Source organism: Mucilaginibacter kameinonensis, from assembly GCF_003675385.1.
GTDB classification, from domain to species: Bacteria; Bacteroidota; Bacteroidia; order Sphingobacteriales; family Sphingobacteriaceae; genus Mucilaginibacter; species Mucilaginibacter kameinonensis.
Window position 1 is genome coordinate 272,964 of sequence record NZ_RCWZ01000002.1, and the last position, 17,093, is coordinate 290,056.

Below are 17,093 nucleotides of genomic sequence, written 5' to 3' on the forward strand. Positions count from 1 at the left end.
GATCCGCTCTGTATAGCATGCGATTGCTACGCTTTGCTCGTAATGACATATTTTATTCTTCTTGACTTGGGCAGTAAACCTTTCGCCTTTAACCTTTTCCCTTTCGCCTTAAGAGATTATCCCCGCATTTTGTCCAATAGGTCACTTAACGTAGTCGCTTCGGCTTCGGTAAGATTATTACTCAGGATTTCTTTTGTTTTAAACTCAGCATCCATTTTTGAGAGTGTTGCGAGGCCTTCGTCGCTGATACGGATATCAACGGCACGCCTGTCTTTATTGTTGGTGCAGCGCGAAACCAGGCCTTTTTGAACAAGGCGGTCAACAATGCGCGACGCGTCAGACATCTTATCAATCATCCGCTCCTTTAGCAAATTGATAGTAGCAGGCTTGGGGTATTGGCCGCGTAATATCCTCAGTATATTAAACTGTTGTTGGGTAATATTATGTTTCTCAAAGTGACAACGGAAGTAATTAGCCAACCAACCCTGCGTGTAAGCCACGTTAATGGCCACTTTATGATAGGCATCTTCAAAATTTGTACTTTGTATTTCGTCTTCTATCCGCATAGTAGTAGTAATGAATGGGATACAAATATGTTTAAATATTTTTAATTTAACATCGATTTATTTATCGTTGTCGCCTGATTCTGTGTTGTTTCCGGCTAATTTGACCTTGCCGTAACCCCAGGGACAATGCTTGCATTTGTTTTTACAACAGTAACCACGTTTTAAATGATAGGCTTCGGTAAAAACAAAATTGCCATCTTCATTAATATAATAATCAATGCCTTCCTGCAACATCAGTTGAGAATTTTTACAAAGATATCATCTTTAAAATAAGCTTTCAGATGATCGCCTTTACCGTGAAGTGTCCAAACCTGTTTAGGCTTGGTGTTGGCAATGGTTTGCAGAATATCATTCCAATCCACATGGTCGGAAATAAAGAGGGTGTCCTGGTTGTTCACCTGCAGATTTTTCCAGCCTGAGGCGAAAAGGCGTTTCACTCCGGTAGCACGAATATAGCTATCAAAGGTAAAAGGAGGCACTATGTACACAAACTCGTCCTGTACTTTCATCAATTTACGCCCGTAGATCTGGTACTTGCCGGGCGCGAACCCCATTTTTTCATAAATGGCATTAATGGGCATTATTTTATGATGTACCAGGATCTTTTTTTGCGGTGCATGTTCGGTGATCAAATTGATAAGCCGCTGACTTTTGCCGAGCGCATAAGCCCCCAACAATATATTGCTTTTAATATCATTGATCTTGCGGATCTCGGCAACAGGATCGGGGTGGATAATTTCCGGGTTAGCAAAGGTACTTTCGGTGATCAGCACATCAGTTGTAACCCATTCAATAGGCTCACAGGTATCGTCGGGCTGCAGTTTATAGTCGCCGGTGTATAAATACCTGGTACCCTCATATTCCATTAATATCTGCGCCGAGCCAAGCATGTGCCCCGCTGGGATCAGGGTTACCGTAACCTTACCTATTTTAAATGGCTCATTAAAAGCCGCGATATTAAAAACCTTGGCCGCTGTGCGGTCATACCTCAGCTGCATGATGCTTGCGGTGGCACGGGTGCAATAAACATTGTTATTGCCGCTTATGGCATGATCTGCATGGGCATGAGATATTACGGCCGTTGTTGCAGGCAACTGCGGGTCGATATAAAAGTCGCCGTATTTACAGTACAGCCCTTTTTCGTCAAAAGAAAGAAAATCGTCGAGTATCATTATTGGTGGGCGAGCGATAAATACAGTTCATGCAGGGCTATTACCTGGGGTATAACCAGCTGTTTACCGTCGTTAATAATTATATCATTGGCCAGCTTAATTTTTTCATCCTGCGATAGCTGACGCGCCTCCCGGCTTTCAACATCGGCACGGCTAATGCCGTCGCGTTCCATAACACGGGCAATGCGCGTTTCAAGCGGTGCGGTGATCATGATGGCCCTATCACACATTTTATAGGAGCCGCTTTCAAATAAGATAGCCGCTTCGCGGATTACGTAAGGAGCATCTTTATGCCTGTTATCAAAGCTGTCAAATGCCCTGAATACGGCAGGATGTACCAGCGCGTTTAGTTTTTCCAGTTCGGCTTTATTGTTGAAAACTATGGCCGAGATGTATTTGCGGTTAAGGTTGCCATCTTCAAAATAGGCTTCGGCTCCAAAAGTTTGTCTGATACCTTCAATAAGTACCTGGTCGGTAACCATTACTTTTTTGGCCTCGTCATCGGCATAAAAAACAGGGATGCCAAGTAATTCAAATACTTTGGCCACGGTGGTTTTGCCACTGCCGATGTTACCTGTTAAACCTATTTTGAGCATTATTTTTTTATGTAGAAATCAATGTTTGATGGGGATATCTTCACCACCCTGCAAAATGGCGGCGTATGAATGAGTTTTACCGGCAGGTTGCTGTAGCCCTTATCGCGCCACAGGTCAAGATCGGCAACTGCCTCAAACAAATCCTCATCCATATCGGCGTAGCGGCTTAATGAGGTGGTGAAAGTCACCTTTATCTTTTGCGGAAATACCTTTACGTTATAATAGCTATTGTTATTGATGAGCTTTACCGGGATCTCCAATGTTTTCTCTGTAAACTCATCAACAGGGATAATAGCCTGTACCGACCGTGGATAAACATTCAGGTTGCCTTCGTTACTGGGTTTTAAATTAACCCTGGTATTGATGGTTTCGTTAACGTTATTGAATTTAAGCGAGTCTGTTTTCCATGAGGTTATGTCCTTTAAGCGTTCAATGGGACCGCTTACTGTTACATAAGCCGGTCGCACGGTAATATTACCCGACACCGCGAATTGTTTTTGATAATTGATGCCCATGGTAAGCTGCACAGGCACCTTTTTTACGAGGCGGTTGCTGAAATCAAAGTAAAGGGTATCCGGATCAATGGATGAAACACGGTTTGCCGGATCTTTTCCCTTGTTAATCTGCTTAAGTTGCATACTGTCGATAACAACGTAGTTACGGGTTTCGAGCGAACGCAGATCAACAACCAATGGTTTATTATCGCTGTTGATTTTTGAAAACAACATTTGCCATCCGTTACCTTGTATGGTAGCATCAACCGTATCCGGCTGCAGCGAGTGGAATGCCCGCTTCTGCGGGGCATTTTTAAAGGTCAGAACCTTTTTTACCTTGTAAGGCAGGGGATCAGACAGGGTAGTAAAAATCCAGGCAATAATAGCCAGCGACAAACAGGTAAAAAATACCGAGAGCCGCCTGCGTTCTGTTGCCGATAATTTTACTATTGCCATGTTTTTAGGTTAGAGACTGTTTTAAGGTTAAAGGCGAAAGGTTAAAGGCGAAAGGTCAAACACCATTTGTGTATTCCTTTACCTTTAACCTTTCATCCTTTTTTATATTCTTGGAGGTTATCTGATTTTGCAAAAAGCAGCTTCTACCTTTCGCCTTTTACCTTTTACCTTTCGCCAAAAAAATTAAGCTTTCTTTTCAACCGCTGGTGTATTCAAAGCTTTTGAAGCTTCGAGTGATATAGCCGATTTGTCAAAACGGATTTTACCGTTTTCAACCTCAACTAAAAAAGTGGTATCGTTTAAGTCGACGATGCGGCCGTGGATACCGGCTGTGGTTATAACCCTGTCGCCTTTTTTCAACTCTTCAACGTATTTCTTCTGATCTTTTTGCTTTTTAACCTGTGGGCGGATCATGAAAAAATAAAACACTACAATGATCAGTACCATTGGTACCAATTGCGTGTAGCTGCCCAAACCGCCTGAGGCTTGTAATAAAATAGTAGCTATCATTTGTTTAAATTAATTGTTATTTTTTTAAAACCTCGCCAATTAAATGTACCATAGTTTCGGCAGGCTGAGTGTTGGCAGTAATGGTTATTTGTTTATCCTGTAAGCCACTTTTGCCGGCACTGTTAAAGGTAACCCCAATAACGGCGCTTTCGCCGGGTTTAACCGGGGCTTTTGGCCAGGTAGGAGTAGTGCAACCGCAAGTAGCACGGGCGTTGGTAATAATCAATGGTGATTTACCGGTATTGGTAAACTTAAAATCATATGATACCTTATCGCCCTCTTTGATCTTGCCAAAATCATGGCTTTCTTTTTCAAATTTAGCTACGGGCGCGTTGGCTGCTGTTGCAGCGCTATCCGCGTTAGTTGCCGACGCGTTATCAGCTGTGCTGCCATTGCTACTGTTGCAGGCTGATAATAACATGCCTGCTGCTACTAAGCTTAAAAATAGTTTTTTCATTTTTTAATATTATTCTATTAAGCCGCGGCCTATCTTTTTGATCTTGTTTTCGGCTTTAAGCTCTATTAAAATCTTGTCCAAGATACCGTTTATAAATGAATTACTCTTAGGCGTACTAAACTCTTTTGATATTTCAAGATACTCGTTTATGGTAACCTTAACCGGAATCGAATTAAAGTTAATAAACTCGGTAATAGCCATTTTCATCAGCAAGGTATCCATCATGGCAATACGCTCCGGCTCCCAGTTTTGGGTTTTGGCAGCTATAAGCTCATGGTAAGCGGCATCGTACCTGATGCTCTGCTGAAACAGGTTTACAACAAACTCACGGTCTTCAACCCAGTTGCCGGTAATTTCGGCAAGCTGGTTAAGCTTGTAATCATCGTGCGAAAAGTTTTTGAACGTTTTGGCGATAAGCGCCTGAAGCACATCTTTATCAACAGGCCAAAAAATAAACCTGTCTTCAAAAACCTGCTCGGCCAGTGATGATTTAAGGATAACTTTTTTGAAAATGAATTTGATGATATCCTTGTCTGTTTGCAGGGTATCGCCCGTTTTGGCAAGATACTCGGCATACTCAGGCGAGTTTTTAAGGATAATAAAAAGTGATTTAGCAAGTTCTGGCTCAAAGGTCCAGTCAACTTTGTACTTTTTCCAGGCTGTGATGTATTCCTTATTATCATTCAGGCTCAGGATAAACCTGTTGGTGAGGATTTTAAGGTTTGCATTTAAGTCTTCGGCGGTTGGGAGGTGTTTGTTAGCGCGTTCCTCTGCGTCATTAGCGGCAAAACTTACCACTTCATTAATTAATGATAGCATCCAGATATACATTTCGTAAACCTGGTCTATGCTGCTCAGCATATTTTTTTCAAATAGCTTAACGTCTTTAGTATCCGACTGATGATACGCGTACAGTGCCTGTAATACCTTTACCCGGAGGTGCCTTCTGTTTAACATTTTTGTAAGAACGATTTGGTTTGCTTAGTGCAAACGGTTTATATAAAATTTAATTGTTTTAATAGGATGATTTTACTTTCCTGATATCCTCAATGCGTTTTTCGGCTATTTTATTAGCCGCGTTAATGGTTGGAATATTTTCGGCCTTTGAAAGCTTTAGCACATTACGCGTGGCCTCGTAAATGTTTTCGGTAAGCTGTAATGTGCGCTTTTTATTAAAGTTCATCAGCTCCGAATAACCGGTGATGATACCACCCGCGTTGATCACGTAATCGGGTGCAAAAAGTACACCTTTATCAAGTAACATTTTACCGTGAACAGCTTCATCAAGTAACTGGTTATTTGCCGAACCGGCTATGATGCCACACTTTAATTTAGCTATTGTTTGTGTATTTACGGTACCACCCATAGCACACGGAGCGTAAATATCGGCATCAATATCAAAAATGTTGTTATTGGATACCGCCTGCGCGCCATATTTCTTGGAGATCTGGATAACCCGCTCCTCGTTGATATCGCTGGCATAAACCTTTACATTTTCGTCCCTTAACAAGCGTACCAGATTTTCGCCCACATGGCCAATACCCTGAACTATTACCGATTTACCGGTTAAGCTATCGCTGCCATACATTTCACGCACACAAGCCTTAATCCCCATCAGCACACCCAAAGCAGTAATAGGAGATGGGTCGCCGCTGCCACCAATGTTTTCCGGCGCGCCGGTAACATGGCTGGTTTCCATTTTAATGTACTCCATGTCGCGCGGGTTGGTACCCATATCTTCAGCAGCAATGAATTCGCCGTTAAGGTTTTTTATAAACCTGCCGAATTTGCGCAATAAAGCTTCGGTTTTATCCTGACGAGAGTCGCCGATGATAACCGAATAGCCGCCACCGAGGTTAAGCCCAGCGATAGATGCTTTATAGGTCATGCTTTTGGCTAAACGCAATACATCATTAAGTGCATCGCCTTCGGTTTTGTAAGCCCACATGCGCACACCGCCAAAAGCCGGGCCCAACGTTGTGTTGTGGATAGCGATAATAGCTTTCAGATTGGTGTCAGGATCGGTACAAAAAACAACTTTTTTATGCCCAAAAGCGTCAAGCTGGCTAAATATGGATTCCGTTGGATGTTGTTCAGGCATTAGTACGCAAGTAAATGTCTATAAGCGCACAAAAGTAGAGGTTTTTTTTAATACTGACAAAGGTAAACAGATTGTGATGTATAAATAGATATTTTTATTTGAGAAAGTATGACCCCGGGATGATTATATTAATTTAATATTATTTGGAATTGGCTGGGTTTAACATTTCAGTGAGTTTGCTATAAACTTTGGTGCTTCCCTGATACGTTGCTGTGCTATCTGCAACTATGCCATTTTTATCAATGATCATATGTCTTGGGATATAGAAACTCCGCTTTAATTTGCCCTGCCTCATTTGTACACTTGAAAATGTGGTGTGAAAGTCTTTATAAATTTGAGGATTCTTTAATATGTGATATCCCTCCAATTTATTAAAGGATATGAAGTTTTTCCATAATTTGTTGTTGTCATCCATACAGATATATAATATCACGATATTGTTTTTTGCTGCGAACTGCCTGAAGCCTTTTATATCTTTAGCCATCCTTAGTTCTTGCTTGCACGGTCCACACCAGGATGCCCATATATCAACATAAATGATCTTTCCGCTAAACTTATTAATCAGCTTGTTAAAGTTTAATGTAGTGTCGTTTATATAAATAATTTTTGAATTATTGTTTGTTTGACTTTTAGCCTGTGTAGCATATGTTAACAATAGCAACAAACTGCTTAATAAGGTTAGGTTTTTCATATCAACTAAAGTATTAAATGATGGCTTATTATAGATGATAATTTATAGCAGCATAACCAATAGCGATATCGGCAGGCTGAAACATATTTCTGCTAAATAGAAGTCCTGTGCTGCCGTAAGGTTGCAACTTGTGACTCCCTCGCAAGTTATAAGTTATGCTCGGCCATTTATTTTCCGGGGTCTCGTCCTGCAAAAATGATTTTACCATCTTTGGGTTGCAAAATGATCATCAGTTCGCCTCCGCCATGTTGGCCATGAATTGAACCTAAAATCATCCAGTTTCCGTTTTCGGTCAAACTTGCGATAAATGGTTCTTCGTCGTAAATTTTTTTGCCGTAAATCGGTAACCAAACGGCTTCTGCTATTTTAATAGCTGTTTTTTGGTCTGGTACGAGACCGTCTACTTTGATAATGGTCTTGTTTTTGTTTTTACAGCTTAGATGGAGATTTAACAAACATATCGTAATAAGTATCAGTCCTGATACTTTTAAACTTTTAGCCATGGTTAAACAGATTATTATGCCTAATTTATGGATTCTATTATCAAATACTTTCTGAAAAATTGATAGTTCTGACATGATCCTGTCAGTGTTCAACTTTTAAAAAATGGATGTTCAACTTTTGATCTTGTGGTTTTGTAACTGTTTGATTATTAGTGTGTATGTGTTCGAGTAGGGTTTTAAGTAACTTTGGGTTGTTTGTAGAGTATTGATTATCAATGTTTTTTTTTTGTCGGAATTCTGTCGGTGTTCATACTTTTAAAGTTGAACACTGACAAGAACGTAACAGATAAATCAATGTAACATTCTTACATCCTCCCGACTTTTCCATCCAAGCACTCTCCTCAAATTTTAATACTTTTGAATTATCGGACTTGCTGAGCGTTTAAAGACTTAAGACTTCCTGCTTCAGACTTTCGACTTACAATAAATGAAAGACCTCGCATACCTTAATAAATTCTTTTACAAATACCGCTGGCGACTCATCCCCGGTGTGATGTTTGTGATTATATCTAATATTTTTGGTGTATTGCCTGCGCAGGTCGTTCGCGTGGCCTTTGATCTGGTTACCGAAAATATCGGAGCTTATCAGCTTTTTTCAGGCTTCGACAGGCAAAGTTTTATCTATGATATTTTTGGTACCAGCCTGTTTTTGTTTGGTACGCTGGTATTGGTACTGGCATTGTTACGGGGCTTGTTCCTGTTTTTTATGCGGCAAACCATCATCCTGATGTCGCGCCATATCGAATACGATTTAAAGAACGAGATCTACAATCACTACCAGGAATTATCACTTGCCTTTTACCGCCGCCATAACACCGGCGACCTTATGAACCGTGTAACGGAGGATGTGAGCCGGGTACGCATGTATCTTGGGCCCGGTATCATGTATACCATCAATACGGTGGTATTATTTGTTATGGTAATATATGCCATGCTTACGGTTAATGTACAGCTGGCTATTTTTTCGGTATTGCCGCTTCCTATTTTGGCTGGAGTAATATACTACGTTAATAACGTGATCAATCATCGCAGCGAGATGATCCAGGAACGCCTGTCGGCCTTGTCCAGTTTTGTACAGGAAAACTTTTCGGGCATCAGGGTAATCAAATCATACGTACGTGAAAGTTTTGTGCGCGAAAGTTTTGCCAAAGAGAGCGAAGACTATAAACTGCATTCCATGGAGCTTGCTAAAGTGCAGGCCCTGTTTTTCCCGATCATGCTATTATTGGTAGGCCTGGCCAACGTGATAACCATGTATGTTGGCGGTGTAGAAGTCATAAAAGGAAATATCACCTCAGGCAACATTGCCGAGTTTATCGTGTACCTCAACATGCTTTCGTTCCCGGTTATTTCATTGGGTTGGGTAACTTCATTGGTGCAGCGCGCGGCGGCGTCACAAAAACGGATCAATGAGTTTTTGCATGAAAAACCGGAGATTATTTCGCCGGTTGCAGATAATCATCATGTAGAGGGATTGATTAAGTTTGATGATGTATCGTTCGTATATCCTGATACCGGTATTCAGGCCTTAAAAAATGTTTCTTTTACGGTAGAGCCAGGTCATATGCTTGCAATTATAGGCCGTACGGGTTCGGGCAAATCAACTATTGCCAATTTGGTAATGCGTATGTATGATACTACCGGTGGGGAGATCACAGTTGATGATAAGTCGATAAAATCACTTGGCCTCGAAAATTACCGCTCGCAGATCGGCTTTGTACCGCAGGAGGTTTTCCTGTTTTCGGATACCATAGCCAACAATATTGCCTTTAGCGCCGATGTGCTGGATATGCCGGTTGTTGAACAGGCTGCCAGAGATGCCGCAGTATTCAATAACATTATTGAACTGGAAGAAGGTTTCACAACCTTGATTGGAGAGCGTGGGGTTACCTTATCAGGCGGACAAAAACAGCGTGTGTCCATTGCCCGGGCAATATTTAAGCATCCCCAGATTTTGATCTTTGACGATTGCCTTTCGGCAGTTGATACCCGTACCGAAGAGGAAATCCTAAATAATCTTGGTAGGGTAATGCAGGGTAAAACCAGTATTATTATAGCCCACCGTATTTCAACCATAAAAAATGCCGATAAGATCCTGGTGATGGATAATGGCGAAATAGTTGAACAAGGTAACCACGAATACCTGATGCAGCTTAAGGGCACTTATTTTGAGCTTTATGAAAAGCAACTGCTGGAAGAAGAGCAGGATGCGTAGTAGCTTATAGAAATCGGATTGAATAAAACGCGATGTCATTTCGACGAACTGCCTGGGGCTGTGCGGGAGGAGTGAGGAGAAATCTTATACGCCCTGCATACTTTGCAGGCATGATGCATAAGATTTCTCTTTCGCCCCAACACACGTTCCTTCCCTTGCTCTATCGAAATGACATGGTTTTTTTAAAGGTGTTCTGCGAAAGATCCCCCAATAACCTTTCTCTTTTTTCCAACGCTGTCTCTAAATGGCCACGTACACAAAAAAATGACACTTTTGTTTCAAAAAATTCAATAATAACGAATAAAATACTTGCACTTTGAAATTTTATTTATATTTATGCCAACCAAAACTAATTACAGGTAAAATATATATGGGAGATTTTGACAATAGAGAGCGTGAAGAGGTTTATTCAAAGAAGGTGAGAGCTGGGAAGCGGACCTATTTTTTTGATGTAAAAGCAACCCGTTCAAACGATTATTATGTTACTATTACTGAAAGCAAAAAACGTTTGGAAGATGGGGTGTTTGTGAAACACAAGATCTTTTTATATAAAGAAGACTTCGAAAAGTTTGCCGAAGGTTTGAAAGATACCATCGACTACATTAAATCAAACCAGGAAGTAGTTGAAAAACGCTATGAGTACAGCGAAAACCCTGAAATTGCAAGGGCTTCTGCCGATGAGGATTTTTCTTTCGAGATCTAATACAGAACAATACTAAACTAAAATAAAATTAAAGCCCTGCTCCTGATTAGGAAGCAGGGCTTTTTTATAAGCTCAATATTTAGAAAATGTTATTGGTGCATAGCTGCTCCCATGCTGGCCGCAAAAGCAATAACACATATAATACCCAGTACATACAGCGCTATAATAACAATGGCTACAATACCCCAAAGTTTAAAAAATGACTTCAGTTTTTTCAAACCAGCTGTAAGGTGAATGGAATCGCTGAAGTTGATGGCCGCTTTTATCTTAGTTGCAAACTGATAAAGGTATAATGCAAAGAAAAAGTAAAGCAGATCTAGCAAAACATAAACTGCTGTTAAGCCTCCACCCATGCCTGCCATCATTGCTGTGGCGGGGTTATATGGCTGCATTGAGGCAACTTTGCTCATAATTGTACCCATTGAAAGGGCAAGTAGCAAAAATAAGCCACAAAATATAAAGCCAAGGATGCCCAGGAAGGTAGCCCATTTGCCTGCTGTTAGTAAGTAACTTTGCGCCTCTGGCGTTAAAATAAGCTCGTTTTTTGGTGTAAGTGGGGCTTCGTAGGTTTCTACCGGAGTTTCCATTTTTAGTGTTAAGGTTTTAATTATTTTAACACTAAGATAAATATTATAACCAAATACTCAAATCTGCTGTTATTTAATTCTAAAACCCTGTTTTATAAAAGAATGCCGCGCATAAATAATACCGCAATGGTAAAGTAAATGATCAAACCGGTAACATCTACCAGCGTAGCTACAAACGGAGCTGATGATGTGGCCGGGTCGGCGCCGAGTTTTTTAAGTAATAGCGGCAGCATCGATCCGGATAATGATCCCCATAAAACAATACCAATAAGCGATGCTCCAACTGTAAAACCTACCAGCATCCAGTGCGGGCCGTAAATGTTACTGAACATGCTCCAGGCGGCTATGCGTAAAAAGCCTATTAAACCCAGGCAAACACCGAGCATCAGGCCAGATAAGATTTCCCGGCGCATAACCCGCCACCAATCGGCAACGGTTACTTCGCCAAGGGCCATGGCTTGTATAATTAATGTTGAGGCCTGCGAACCGCTGTTGCCACCGCTCGAAATAATGAGCGGGATAAAATAGGCCAATACTACCACTTTAGATATCTCATCGCCAAAATAACCCATGGCAGTGGCGGTAAGCATTTCGCCTAAAAACAAAATGATAAGCCAGCCAACACGTTTTTTTACGAGTTTAAATAAGTTGATATCAAGATAGGGCTCATCCAGGGCTTCGGTACCACCTATTTTCTGGATGTCTTCTGTATATTCTTCGTTGGCTATCCAGAGGATATCATCAACAGTCACGATGCCAAGCAGTACATCATTGTTATCAACAACGGGTAGAGCTGTGCGGTTATTCATCCTGAAAACGTTGATGGCTTCTTCCTGCGGGTCGCTGGCGCTAAGAGAAATCAGGCGACCGTCCATCAGTTCGCTTACCTTGGTTTCTGGTTTTACCAGTAATATCTCACGGATCCGGATATCATCAAGTAATACACCGTGCTCATCAATTACATAAATAACATCAATGGTTTCGGAATTTTTACCGTAACGGCGGATGTGCGAAAGTACGCGGCTTACATCCCAGGTACGTTTAACGGCAATGTAATCAGGCGTCATCAGGCGGCCAACGCTTTCTTCTTCGTAACCTAAGAGGATCAGCGCTTCTTTCCTGTTTTCGGGCGAAAGTTTCTGAATGAGTTTTTGAACCGCGTCGCCATGAAGCTCGCTGAAAAGTGCGGTACGGTCATCCGGTGGAAGCTCGTTGATCAGATCTTCAACCTTTTGGCCCGAAAGTTTTTTGATGATACGTTCCTGTACCGGGAACTCGAGGATCCGGAATACGTTGATCGCCCGGTTAAGCGAAAGGATTTCGATGAATTTGGGGCCATGTTCAGGAAGTTCGCCAATCAGTTCTTCAACATCCGATATGTTGAGGTTGTTCAAATATTCCTGTAATTGGGTGTCGTCTTGTTTTTCCAGTAACAATTCTACTTGCTCAACCATTTCTTCCATATATAGGCCCTCCTTTTTTACATCGGTTATAAAATATTTTATCCTGTTTTTTCCGAGCGCAAAAGTCGTTTATTTTTTCAAATTATAAGGCAAAATTTTCTGTTATCTTTGCGCTTTTTAGTCCATGGCCTATTGTTCATGGTTCATAGCCTTTTAGGTATGATTTAAGAGAATTTTTAAGCTATGATCTATGAACCATTAACCATGAACTACAATATAAATTAGATAAAAACACAAAAATGGGTTTACAATGTGGTATAGTAGGTTTGCCGAATGTGGGTAAATCGACACTTTTTAATTGCTTATCAAATGCTAAGGCGCAGGCGGCTAACTTTCCGTTTTGTACTATTGAGCCAAATGTGGGTGTAATTACAGTGCCGGATGAGCGCTTAACAAAGCTTACCGAAATAGTTAACCCGAAAAGTATAGTGCCAAACACTATCGAGATAGTTGATATTGCCGGTTTGGTTAAAGGTGCCAGTAAAGGCGAAGGTTTGGGTAACCAGTTTTTAGCCAACATCCGCGCTACCAATGCTATTATCCACGTATTACGTTGCTTTGATAATGATAACGTGATCCACGTTGATGGTTCTGTCGACCCGATTCGCGATAAAGAGATCATTGATACCGAATTGCAACTGAAAGATCTTGAATCTATCGAGAAAAAGATCCAGAAGGTTGAAAAGATGGCTAAAACCGGTGGCGACAAAGAAGCTAAGAAAACCTTTGATGTTTTAACCGTTTACAAAAATCACTTGCTTGAAGGTAAATCAGCCCGTACCGCTGCCGTTGAGGAAGAAGATAAAGAATACGTAGCTGATTTGTGGTTGCTTACCGCTAAACCTGTGTTGTATGTTTGTAATGTTGACGAAGGTTCTGTTAGCAACGGTAATGCTTATGTTGAGAAAGTGAAAGCAGCCGTTAAGGATGAAAATGCTGAAGTACTGATCATCTCTGCACAGATAGAATCTGAAATTTCACAATTGGAAACTTACGAAGAGCGCCAGATGTTTTTGGATGATCTTGGTTTAACGGAGTCAGGTGTTAACAAACTGATCAAAGCGGCTTACAGGTTATTAAACCTGGCTACTTACTTTACCGCAGGTGTGCAGGAAGTACGTGCATGGACTATCACCCAAGGCTTTACCGCGCCACAGGCAGCAGGTGTTATCCACACCGATTTTGAAAAAGGCTTTATCCGTGCGGAAGTAATTAAATACGATGATTTTGTTAAATTCAACGGCGTTGAGGCTACTATAAAGGAAAACGGTAAACTTGGTGTTGAAGGTAAAACCTACATTGTGCAGGATGGTGACATAATGCACTTCAGATTTAACGTATAGGGAATAGATTCAAGACAGCAAGAGTCGAGAATCAAGATAATAAGAAAAGGCCAGGAAAGAGGTTAGGATTTGATTCCTGTCTCTTTTCTGGCTTTTTTATGTTGCGACTTTCATAAGCCGGCTAAAAATAAATAAGCGAATCGTCATTGCGAGGCACGAAGCAATCCCAAACTATACAGAACTGCTGTGTAAGTCGGGGATTGCTTCGTGCCTCGCAATGACCTCTTTTTGAGTTATATGATTTGCAGTCATATTTAAAACAGTCCTCCATTCTTGTCTCCTGAATCTTGCTGTCTTGAATCTCGGCGGTTAAACCGCCGACGGCGCTACCCCATAGGTTTTTTTAAAGGCGAAAGAAAAGTGGGAGAGATCTTTAAAGCCCACATCCATATACACATCTGATACCTTGTGTTTCTTTTCCTTGATCAGGAAGTAGGCATCTTTTAGTCGCTGGTTTTGGATCCAGCGGTTAGGTGATGTATTAAAGATCCGTTCGAAATCACGCTTAAATGTTGCCAGGCTACGACCGGTTAAGTAGGCGAAGCGGTTAAGATCAACATTGAAACGATAGTTTTGGGTCATGAAAGCCTCCAAATCTATTTTACCGGGCTCGCTAAAGTCGAACAGGATATTTTTTAACTCCGGATTGGTTTCCAGCAATATCATTACGGCTTCCTTAACCTTGTGCAGTGTAAGCGCCTGACTAATCTCATCGCTGGTTTTATCCATATAAGGGCTCAATGATCTGATGTAATTGCTGAACAGGTCATTAGGTTTCAGATATAACGCGCTTTCACCAGTATAAGGGCCATCTGCATATAAATCAAGCTCGGCGCTCATGGTTTGCAGGGTAGCCTGATCCATACCAATGGTAATAGTTTTAAACTCGCCACCCTGAGGAGGGTGTTTTACAAACTTTGCCAGCTCATTTCGTTTCAGAAAGCGGTAGTCGCCCTGTTTAAAATAGTAGTTTTTACCATTAACGTAAATCTCAGAATCGCCCGAGAGGATATAGCCGAATACATGGTCGGCTATGAATTGCTCGCCGGCCCTGCTCACCTGTGAGTAACAGGAGTAAAGTATGCGTGGCGATGTTTTTGGATTTGACAAAGGCATGTGCTCAAATTTAATAATAAACAAAGACTTACGAAGTTTCAAAAACTTCGTAAGTCTGATACTGAATAACCCATATATACCCGTTATGGCGTGCCCACTCGTCCATACTCATTCTTGCGATATGAGCGGATGTCGCTTGGTAATGAAAATAGCGGCCGTGGGGACACGACCGCTGGGAAATGTTGATTTGCTGATGGCCGTGAGAACACGACAATTGGCGGATATATTAGCTTTTTTGAGCAGCTATTGCCTTGCCATAATCGGTATTCATAAAATCACCTGCTTCGTCATGATCTGTTGATTTGGTAACCGGTAACCATTTTTCAAACTCAGCTTTGCGTGCTTCGTCGGCAAGAGTTAGCAAGGCGGCAGCTTCACTACCCAATACCAGGTGCATTGGTGGTTCAGGATGTTCAACCAGATCGATCATCACTTTGGCTGCCTTTTCAGGATCGCCAACCGGAACAAATTTACCGCTCGACATGTAATCCGCGCGTGCATCCACAGTTTGCTCATAACCTTCAACCTTTGGCGCATAGCTCATCGAGTCGCCGGCCCAATCGGTACGGAAGCCGCCCGGCTCAACGCTGGTAACCATTATGCCAAGCGGTTTTACCTCTTTATATAAAACTTCGCTGAAGCCACTTAAGCCAAATTTTGCGGCCTGGTACATGCTTAAACCTGCATTGCCTATACGACCTCCAACCGAGCTGATCTGCAAAATACGGCCCGAACGCTGTTTGCGCATATAAGGCAATACCGCACGGGTTATCTCGATAGGAGCGTAAAGGTTTGTTTCGAGCTGGCTACGCACCTGCTCATCAGTAAACGCTTCAGTTGCACCAATGATACCGAAACCGGCATTGTTTACCAATACATCAATTTTGCCAAAGTGTGCTACTGTATCGGCAACTGCTTTATGAACTGCCGGGTAATCGGTAACATCTAATTTTATAGGATAAATCTGACCGGGATATTTATCTGCCAGATCTTTTAATTGTTCGGGGTTACGTGCTGTAGCGGCAACATTATCACCTGCTGCTAAAACTGCTTCTGTAAGGTTGCGACCTAATCCACGGGCGCTGCCTGTTATAAACCATACTTTTTTCATAGTCTTTATCTTTATTTTGATAACACAAAGGTAGGCTGATAGGCAGCGCGGCGTTTTGTTAAAAAGCTCAAGTTGCTTTGTTAAAAAGGTCAACCTTGATTCGCTTGATTGGAGGATTTCCTGACACTTAAAATTAACATCAGGAAATCCTCCAACCAGGTAAATCAGGGTTATTAAAAGAAGCTGCTCATCTTATCCATATATTCCTCAATAGGCATGGTGCCGCGCATGTTCATGAGCATGTTACCCATATTGCCTATTACCGTGCGGAACTTGTTGCTTTTGCCGGTGGCAAGATCATCTATGGCGTTAACAATCTCCATTGGGTCGTCCAGCTGTGATTCGTCTCTTGAGCCCATGAGGTTTTGCAGTTTGTTGGTGAGTTCATCGTAAGCGGTTATGTCCGGATTTTGGTTCCAGACAACGCTTTCAACAAAGTTATTACCTTTTGAACCACCCTGTTCTATCAGCCTTAGATGGATGTTAAGCGGTTTCAGTTCGTAATAAAGTCCTTCGGTAAGGCCTTCAAGTGCAAATTTCGACATATTGTACAATGAACCAAGCGGCACGGCGGTAGTGATCCCCATAAATGAGCTGATGTTGATAAACATGCCGCCACCGTTTTGCCTGAAATGAGGCAGAAAAGCACGGATAACGTTGATTGGTCCACGGGTATTTACCGCGAATTGCCAGTTGATATCTTCTTCCTTAGCAAGCTCCAGTGCACCATAAGTGCCCATGCCGGCATTGTTCACCACAATATCAATTTTACCGAAAGCGGTAACGGCTTGTTCGGTAGCGGTTTTTACCTGCTCCAAATTGGTTACATCCAGTTTAAATATTTTGATGTTAGGGTATTGAGTTAGCTCGGTTTCCTTTTCAGGAGTGCGCATGGTAGCGGCTACGTTCCAGCCCTGGTTTGCAAAATGTTTAGCGGTTAATTTGCCCAGCCCGCTGCTGGTTCCGGTTATAAAAACTGTTTTTGACATGGTATTTTACTTTTTTATGC

19 protein-coding genes are annotated in these 17,093 nt (G+C 41.8%); 3 read left to right on the forward strand and 16 right to left on the reverse strand.

Annotation, left to right across the window (positions count from 1 at the left end):
* Window positions 1-116: 116 nt before the first annotated feature.
* From EAH55_RS08190 to EAH55_RS08235, 11 genes are all read right to left on the reverse strand, one after another.
* Window positions 117-566, reverse strand: a complete 450-nt coding sequence (locus tag EAH55_RS08190; protein ID WP_112567334.1) for a MarR family winged helix-turn-helix transcriptional regulator — start codon at window positions 564-566, stop codon at window positions 117-119.
* 57 nt (window positions 567-623) lie between these two features.
* Window positions 624-800, reverse strand: a complete 177-nt coding sequence (locus tag EAH55_RS30820; protein ID WP_162996784.1) for a DUF5522 domain-containing protein — start codon at window positions 798-800, stop codon at window positions 624-626.
* Window positions 800-1,738, reverse strand: coding sequence for an MBL fold metallo-hydrolase (locus EAH55_RS08195; RefSeq protein WP_121809207.1), 939 nt, complete (start codon window positions 1,736-1,738; stop codon window positions 800-802). The genes EAH55_RS30820 and EAH55_RS08195 overlap by 1 nt, the downstream gene beginning before the upstream one ends.
* A complete protein-coding gene (gene coaE, locus EAH55_RS08200) occupies window positions 1,738-2,334 on the reverse strand; it encodes a dephospho-CoA kinase (protein ID WP_121809208.1) in 597 nt (198 codons plus the stop codon). Before coaE ends, EAH55_RS08195 begins: the two co-directional genes overlap by 1 nt.
* The gene (locus tag EAH55_RS08205) at window positions 2,334-3,284 is read right to left on the reverse strand and encodes a CdaR family protein (RefSeq protein WP_121809209.1); all 951 of its coding nucleotides are present in this window, start codon (window positions 3,282-3,284) and stop codon (window positions 2,334-2,336) included. The genes coaE and EAH55_RS08205 overlap by 1 nt, the downstream gene beginning before the upstream one ends.
* Window positions 3,285-3,467: 183 nt before the next feature.
* Complete coding sequence (gene yajC, locus EAH55_RS08210) at window positions 3,468-3,794, reverse strand: preprotein translocase subunit YajC (RefSeq protein ID WP_114938992.1); 327 nt, start codon at window positions 3,792-3,794, stop codon at window positions 3,468-3,470.
* Between the two features lie 16 nt (window positions 3,795-3,810).
* Window positions 3,811-4,251, reverse strand: coding sequence for a DUF1573 domain-containing protein (locus EAH55_RS08215; RefSeq protein ID WP_114938991.1), 441 nt, complete (start codon window positions 4,249-4,251; stop codon window positions 3,811-3,813).
* A gap of 9 nt (window positions 4,252-4,260) precedes the next feature.
* Window positions 4,261-5,208, reverse strand: coding sequence for a transcription antitermination factor NusB (gene nusB / locus EAH55_RS08220; RefSeq protein ID WP_112567352.1), 948 nt, complete (start codon window positions 5,206-5,208; stop codon window positions 4,261-4,263).
* Window positions 5,209-5,266: 58 nt separating this feature from the next.
* A complete protein-coding gene (locus tag EAH55_RS08225) occupies window positions 5,267-6,352 on the reverse strand; it encodes a Glu/Leu/Phe/Val family dehydrogenase (protein WP_114938990.1) in 1,086 nt (361 codons plus the stop codon).
* A 139-nt stretch (window positions 6,353-6,491) separates the two neighbouring features.
* Window positions 6,492-7,043, reverse strand: a complete 552-nt coding sequence (locus EAH55_RS08230; protein WP_121809210.1) for a TlpA family protein disulfide reductase — start codon at window positions 7,041-7,043, stop codon at window positions 6,492-6,494.
* Between the two features lie 167 nt (window positions 7,044-7,210).
* On the reverse strand, window positions 7,211-7,546 hold the full coding sequence (locus EAH55_RS08235; RefSeq protein WP_162996785.1) for an NTF2 fold immunity protein: 336 nt from the start codon (window positions 7,544-7,546) through the stop codon (window positions 7,211-7,213).
* A gap of 427 nt (window positions 7,547-7,973) precedes the next feature.
* Between EAH55_RS08235 and EAH55_RS08240 the strand changes: the two genes are divergently transcribed.
* Window positions 7,974-9,761 carry an ABC transporter ATP-binding protein gene (locus tag EAH55_RS08240; RefSeq protein WP_121809212.1) on the forward strand — a complete coding sequence of 596 codons (1,788 nt, stop codon included), beginning with the start codon at window positions 7,974-7,976 and terminating at the stop codon, window positions 9,759-9,761.
* A gap of 370 nt (window positions 9,762-10,131) precedes the next feature.
* Complete coding sequence (locus tag EAH55_RS08245) at window positions 10,132-10,464, forward strand: DUF3276 family protein (protein WP_090528014.1); 333 nt, start codon at window positions 10,132-10,134, stop codon at window positions 10,462-10,464.
* Between the two features lie 89 nt (window positions 10,465-10,553).
* On the opposite strand, the gene EAH55_RS08250 is transcribed toward EAH55_RS08245, so the two are convergent.
* Both EAH55_RS08250 and mgtE read right to left on the reverse strand, forming a co-directional pair.
* Window positions 10,554-11,051, reverse strand: a complete 498-nt coding sequence (locus EAH55_RS08250; RefSeq protein ID WP_121809213.1) for a DUF5362 family protein — start codon at window positions 11,049-11,051, stop codon at window positions 10,554-10,556.
* A 92-nt stretch (window positions 11,052-11,143) separates the two neighbouring features.
* Window positions 11,144-12,514 (reverse strand): magnesium transporter, encoded by a 1,371-nt coding sequence (gene mgtE / locus EAH55_RS08255; protein WP_114938985.1) that lies wholly within the window; start codon window positions 12,512-12,514, stop codon window positions 11,144-11,146.
* Window positions 12,515-12,753: 239 nt separating this feature from the next.
* Here mgtE and ychF point away from each other — a divergent pair, with 239 nt between their 5' ends.
* Window positions 12,754-13,857: a redox-regulated ATPase YchF gene (gene ychF / locus EAH55_RS08260; RefSeq protein ID WP_114938984.1), complete on the forward strand. Its 1,104-nt coding sequence runs from the start codon at window positions 12,754-12,756 to the stop codon at window positions 13,855-13,857.
* A 309-nt stretch (window positions 13,858-14,166) separates the two neighbouring features.
* On the opposite strand, the gene EAH55_RS08265 is transcribed toward ychF, so the two are convergent.
* The 3 genes from EAH55_RS08265 to EAH55_RS08275 form a co-directional block, all read right to left on the reverse strand.
* On the reverse strand, window positions 14,167-14,973 hold the full coding sequence (locus tag EAH55_RS08265) for a helix-turn-helix domain-containing protein (RefSeq protein WP_121809214.1): 807 nt from the start codon (window positions 14,971-14,973) through the stop codon (window positions 14,167-14,169).
* Between the two features lie 226 nt (window positions 14,974-15,199).
* On the reverse strand, window positions 15,200-16,084 hold the full coding sequence (locus EAH55_RS08270) for an oxidoreductase (protein WP_121810018.1): 885 nt from the start codon (window positions 16,082-16,084) through the stop codon (window positions 15,200-15,202).
* Between the two features lie 173 nt (window positions 16,085-16,257).
* The gene (locus EAH55_RS08275) at window positions 16,258-17,073 is read right to left on the reverse strand and encodes an SDR family oxidoreductase (RefSeq protein ID WP_121809215.1); all 816 of its coding nucleotides are present in this window, start codon (window positions 17,071-17,073) and stop codon (window positions 16,258-16,260) included.
* Window positions 17,074-17,093: the final 20 nt, after the last annotated feature.

What these genes read in the sequence shown, in the direction of transcription:
- EAH55_RS08240 (WP_121809212.1), top strand. Translation starts at nt 7,974, where the DNA reads ATGAAAGACCTCGCATACCTTAATAAATTCTTTTACAAATACCGCTGG.
- EAH55_RS08270 (WP_121810018.1), bottom strand. Translation starts at nt 16,084, where the DNA reads ATGAAAAAAGTATGGTTTATAACAGGCAGCGCCCGTGGATTAGGTCGC.
- yajC (WP_114938992.1), bottom strand. Translation starts at nt 3,794, where the DNA reads ATGATAGCTACTATTTTATTACAAGCCTCAGGCGGTTTGGGCAGCTAC.
- EAH55_RS08205 (WP_121809209.1), bottom strand. Translation starts at nt 3,284, where the DNA reads ATGGCAATAGTAAAATTATCGGCAACAGAACGCAGGCGGCTCTCGGTA.
- EAH55_RS08195 (WP_121809207.1), bottom strand. Translation starts at nt 1,738, where the DNA reads ATGATACTCGACGATTTTCTTTCTTTTGACGAAAAAGGGCTGTACTGT.
- EAH55_RS08225 (WP_114938990.1), bottom strand. Translation starts at nt 6,352, where the DNA reads ATGCCTGAACAACATCCAACGGAATCCATATTTAGCCAGCTTGACGCT.
- EAH55_RS08265 (WP_121809214.1), bottom strand. Translation starts at nt 14,973, where the DNA reads ATGCCTTTGTCAAATCCAAAAACATCGCCACGCATACTTTACTCCTGT.
- mgtE (WP_114938985.1), bottom strand. Translation starts at nt 12,514, where the DNA reads ATGGAAGAAATGGTTGAGCAAGTAGAATTGTTACTGGAAAAACAAGAC.
- nusB (WP_112567352.1), bottom strand. Translation starts at nt 5,208, where the DNA reads ATGTTAAACAGAAGGCACCTCCGGGTAAAGGTATTACAGGCACTGTAC.
- EAH55_RS08245 (WP_090528014.1), top strand. Translation starts at nt 10,132, where the DNA reads ATGGGAGATTTTGACAATAGAGAGCGTGAAGAGGTTTATTCAAAGAAG.
- EAH55_RS08190 (WP_112567334.1), bottom strand. Translation starts at nt 566, where the DNA reads ATGCGGATAGAAGACGAAATACAAAGTACAAATTTTGAAGATGCCTAT.
- EAH55_RS08215 (WP_114938991.1), bottom strand. Translation starts at nt 4,251, where the DNA reads ATGAAAAAACTATTTTTAAGCTTAGTAGCAGCAGGCATGTTATTATCA.
- EAH55_RS30820 (WP_162996784.1), bottom strand. Translation starts at nt 800, where the DNA reads ATGTTGCAGGAAGGCATTGATTATTATATTAATGAAGATGGCAATTTT.
- EAH55_RS08250 (WP_121809213.1), bottom strand. Translation starts at nt 11,051, where the DNA reads ATGGAAACTCCGGTAGAAACCTACGAAGCCCCACTTACACCAAAAAAC.
- EAH55_RS08275 (WP_121809215.1), bottom strand. Translation starts at nt 17,073, where the DNA reads ATGTCAAAAACAGTTTTTATAACCGGAACCAGCAGCGGGCTGGGCAAA.
- EAH55_RS08235 (WP_162996785.1), bottom strand. Translation starts at nt 7,546, where the DNA reads ATGGCTAAAAGTTTAAAAGTATCAGGACTGATACTTATTACGATATGT.
- ychF (WP_114938984.1), top strand. Translation starts at nt 12,754, where the DNA reads ATGGGTTTACAATGTGGTATAGTAGGTTTGCCGAATGTGGGTAAATCG.
- coaE (WP_121809208.1), bottom strand. Translation starts at nt 2,334, where the DNA reads ATGCTCAAAATAGGTTTAACAGGTAACATCGGCAGTGGCAAAACCACC.
- EAH55_RS08230 (WP_121809210.1), bottom strand. Translation starts at nt 7,043, where the DNA reads ATGAAAAACCTAACCTTATTAAGCAGTTTGTTGCTATTGTTAACATAT.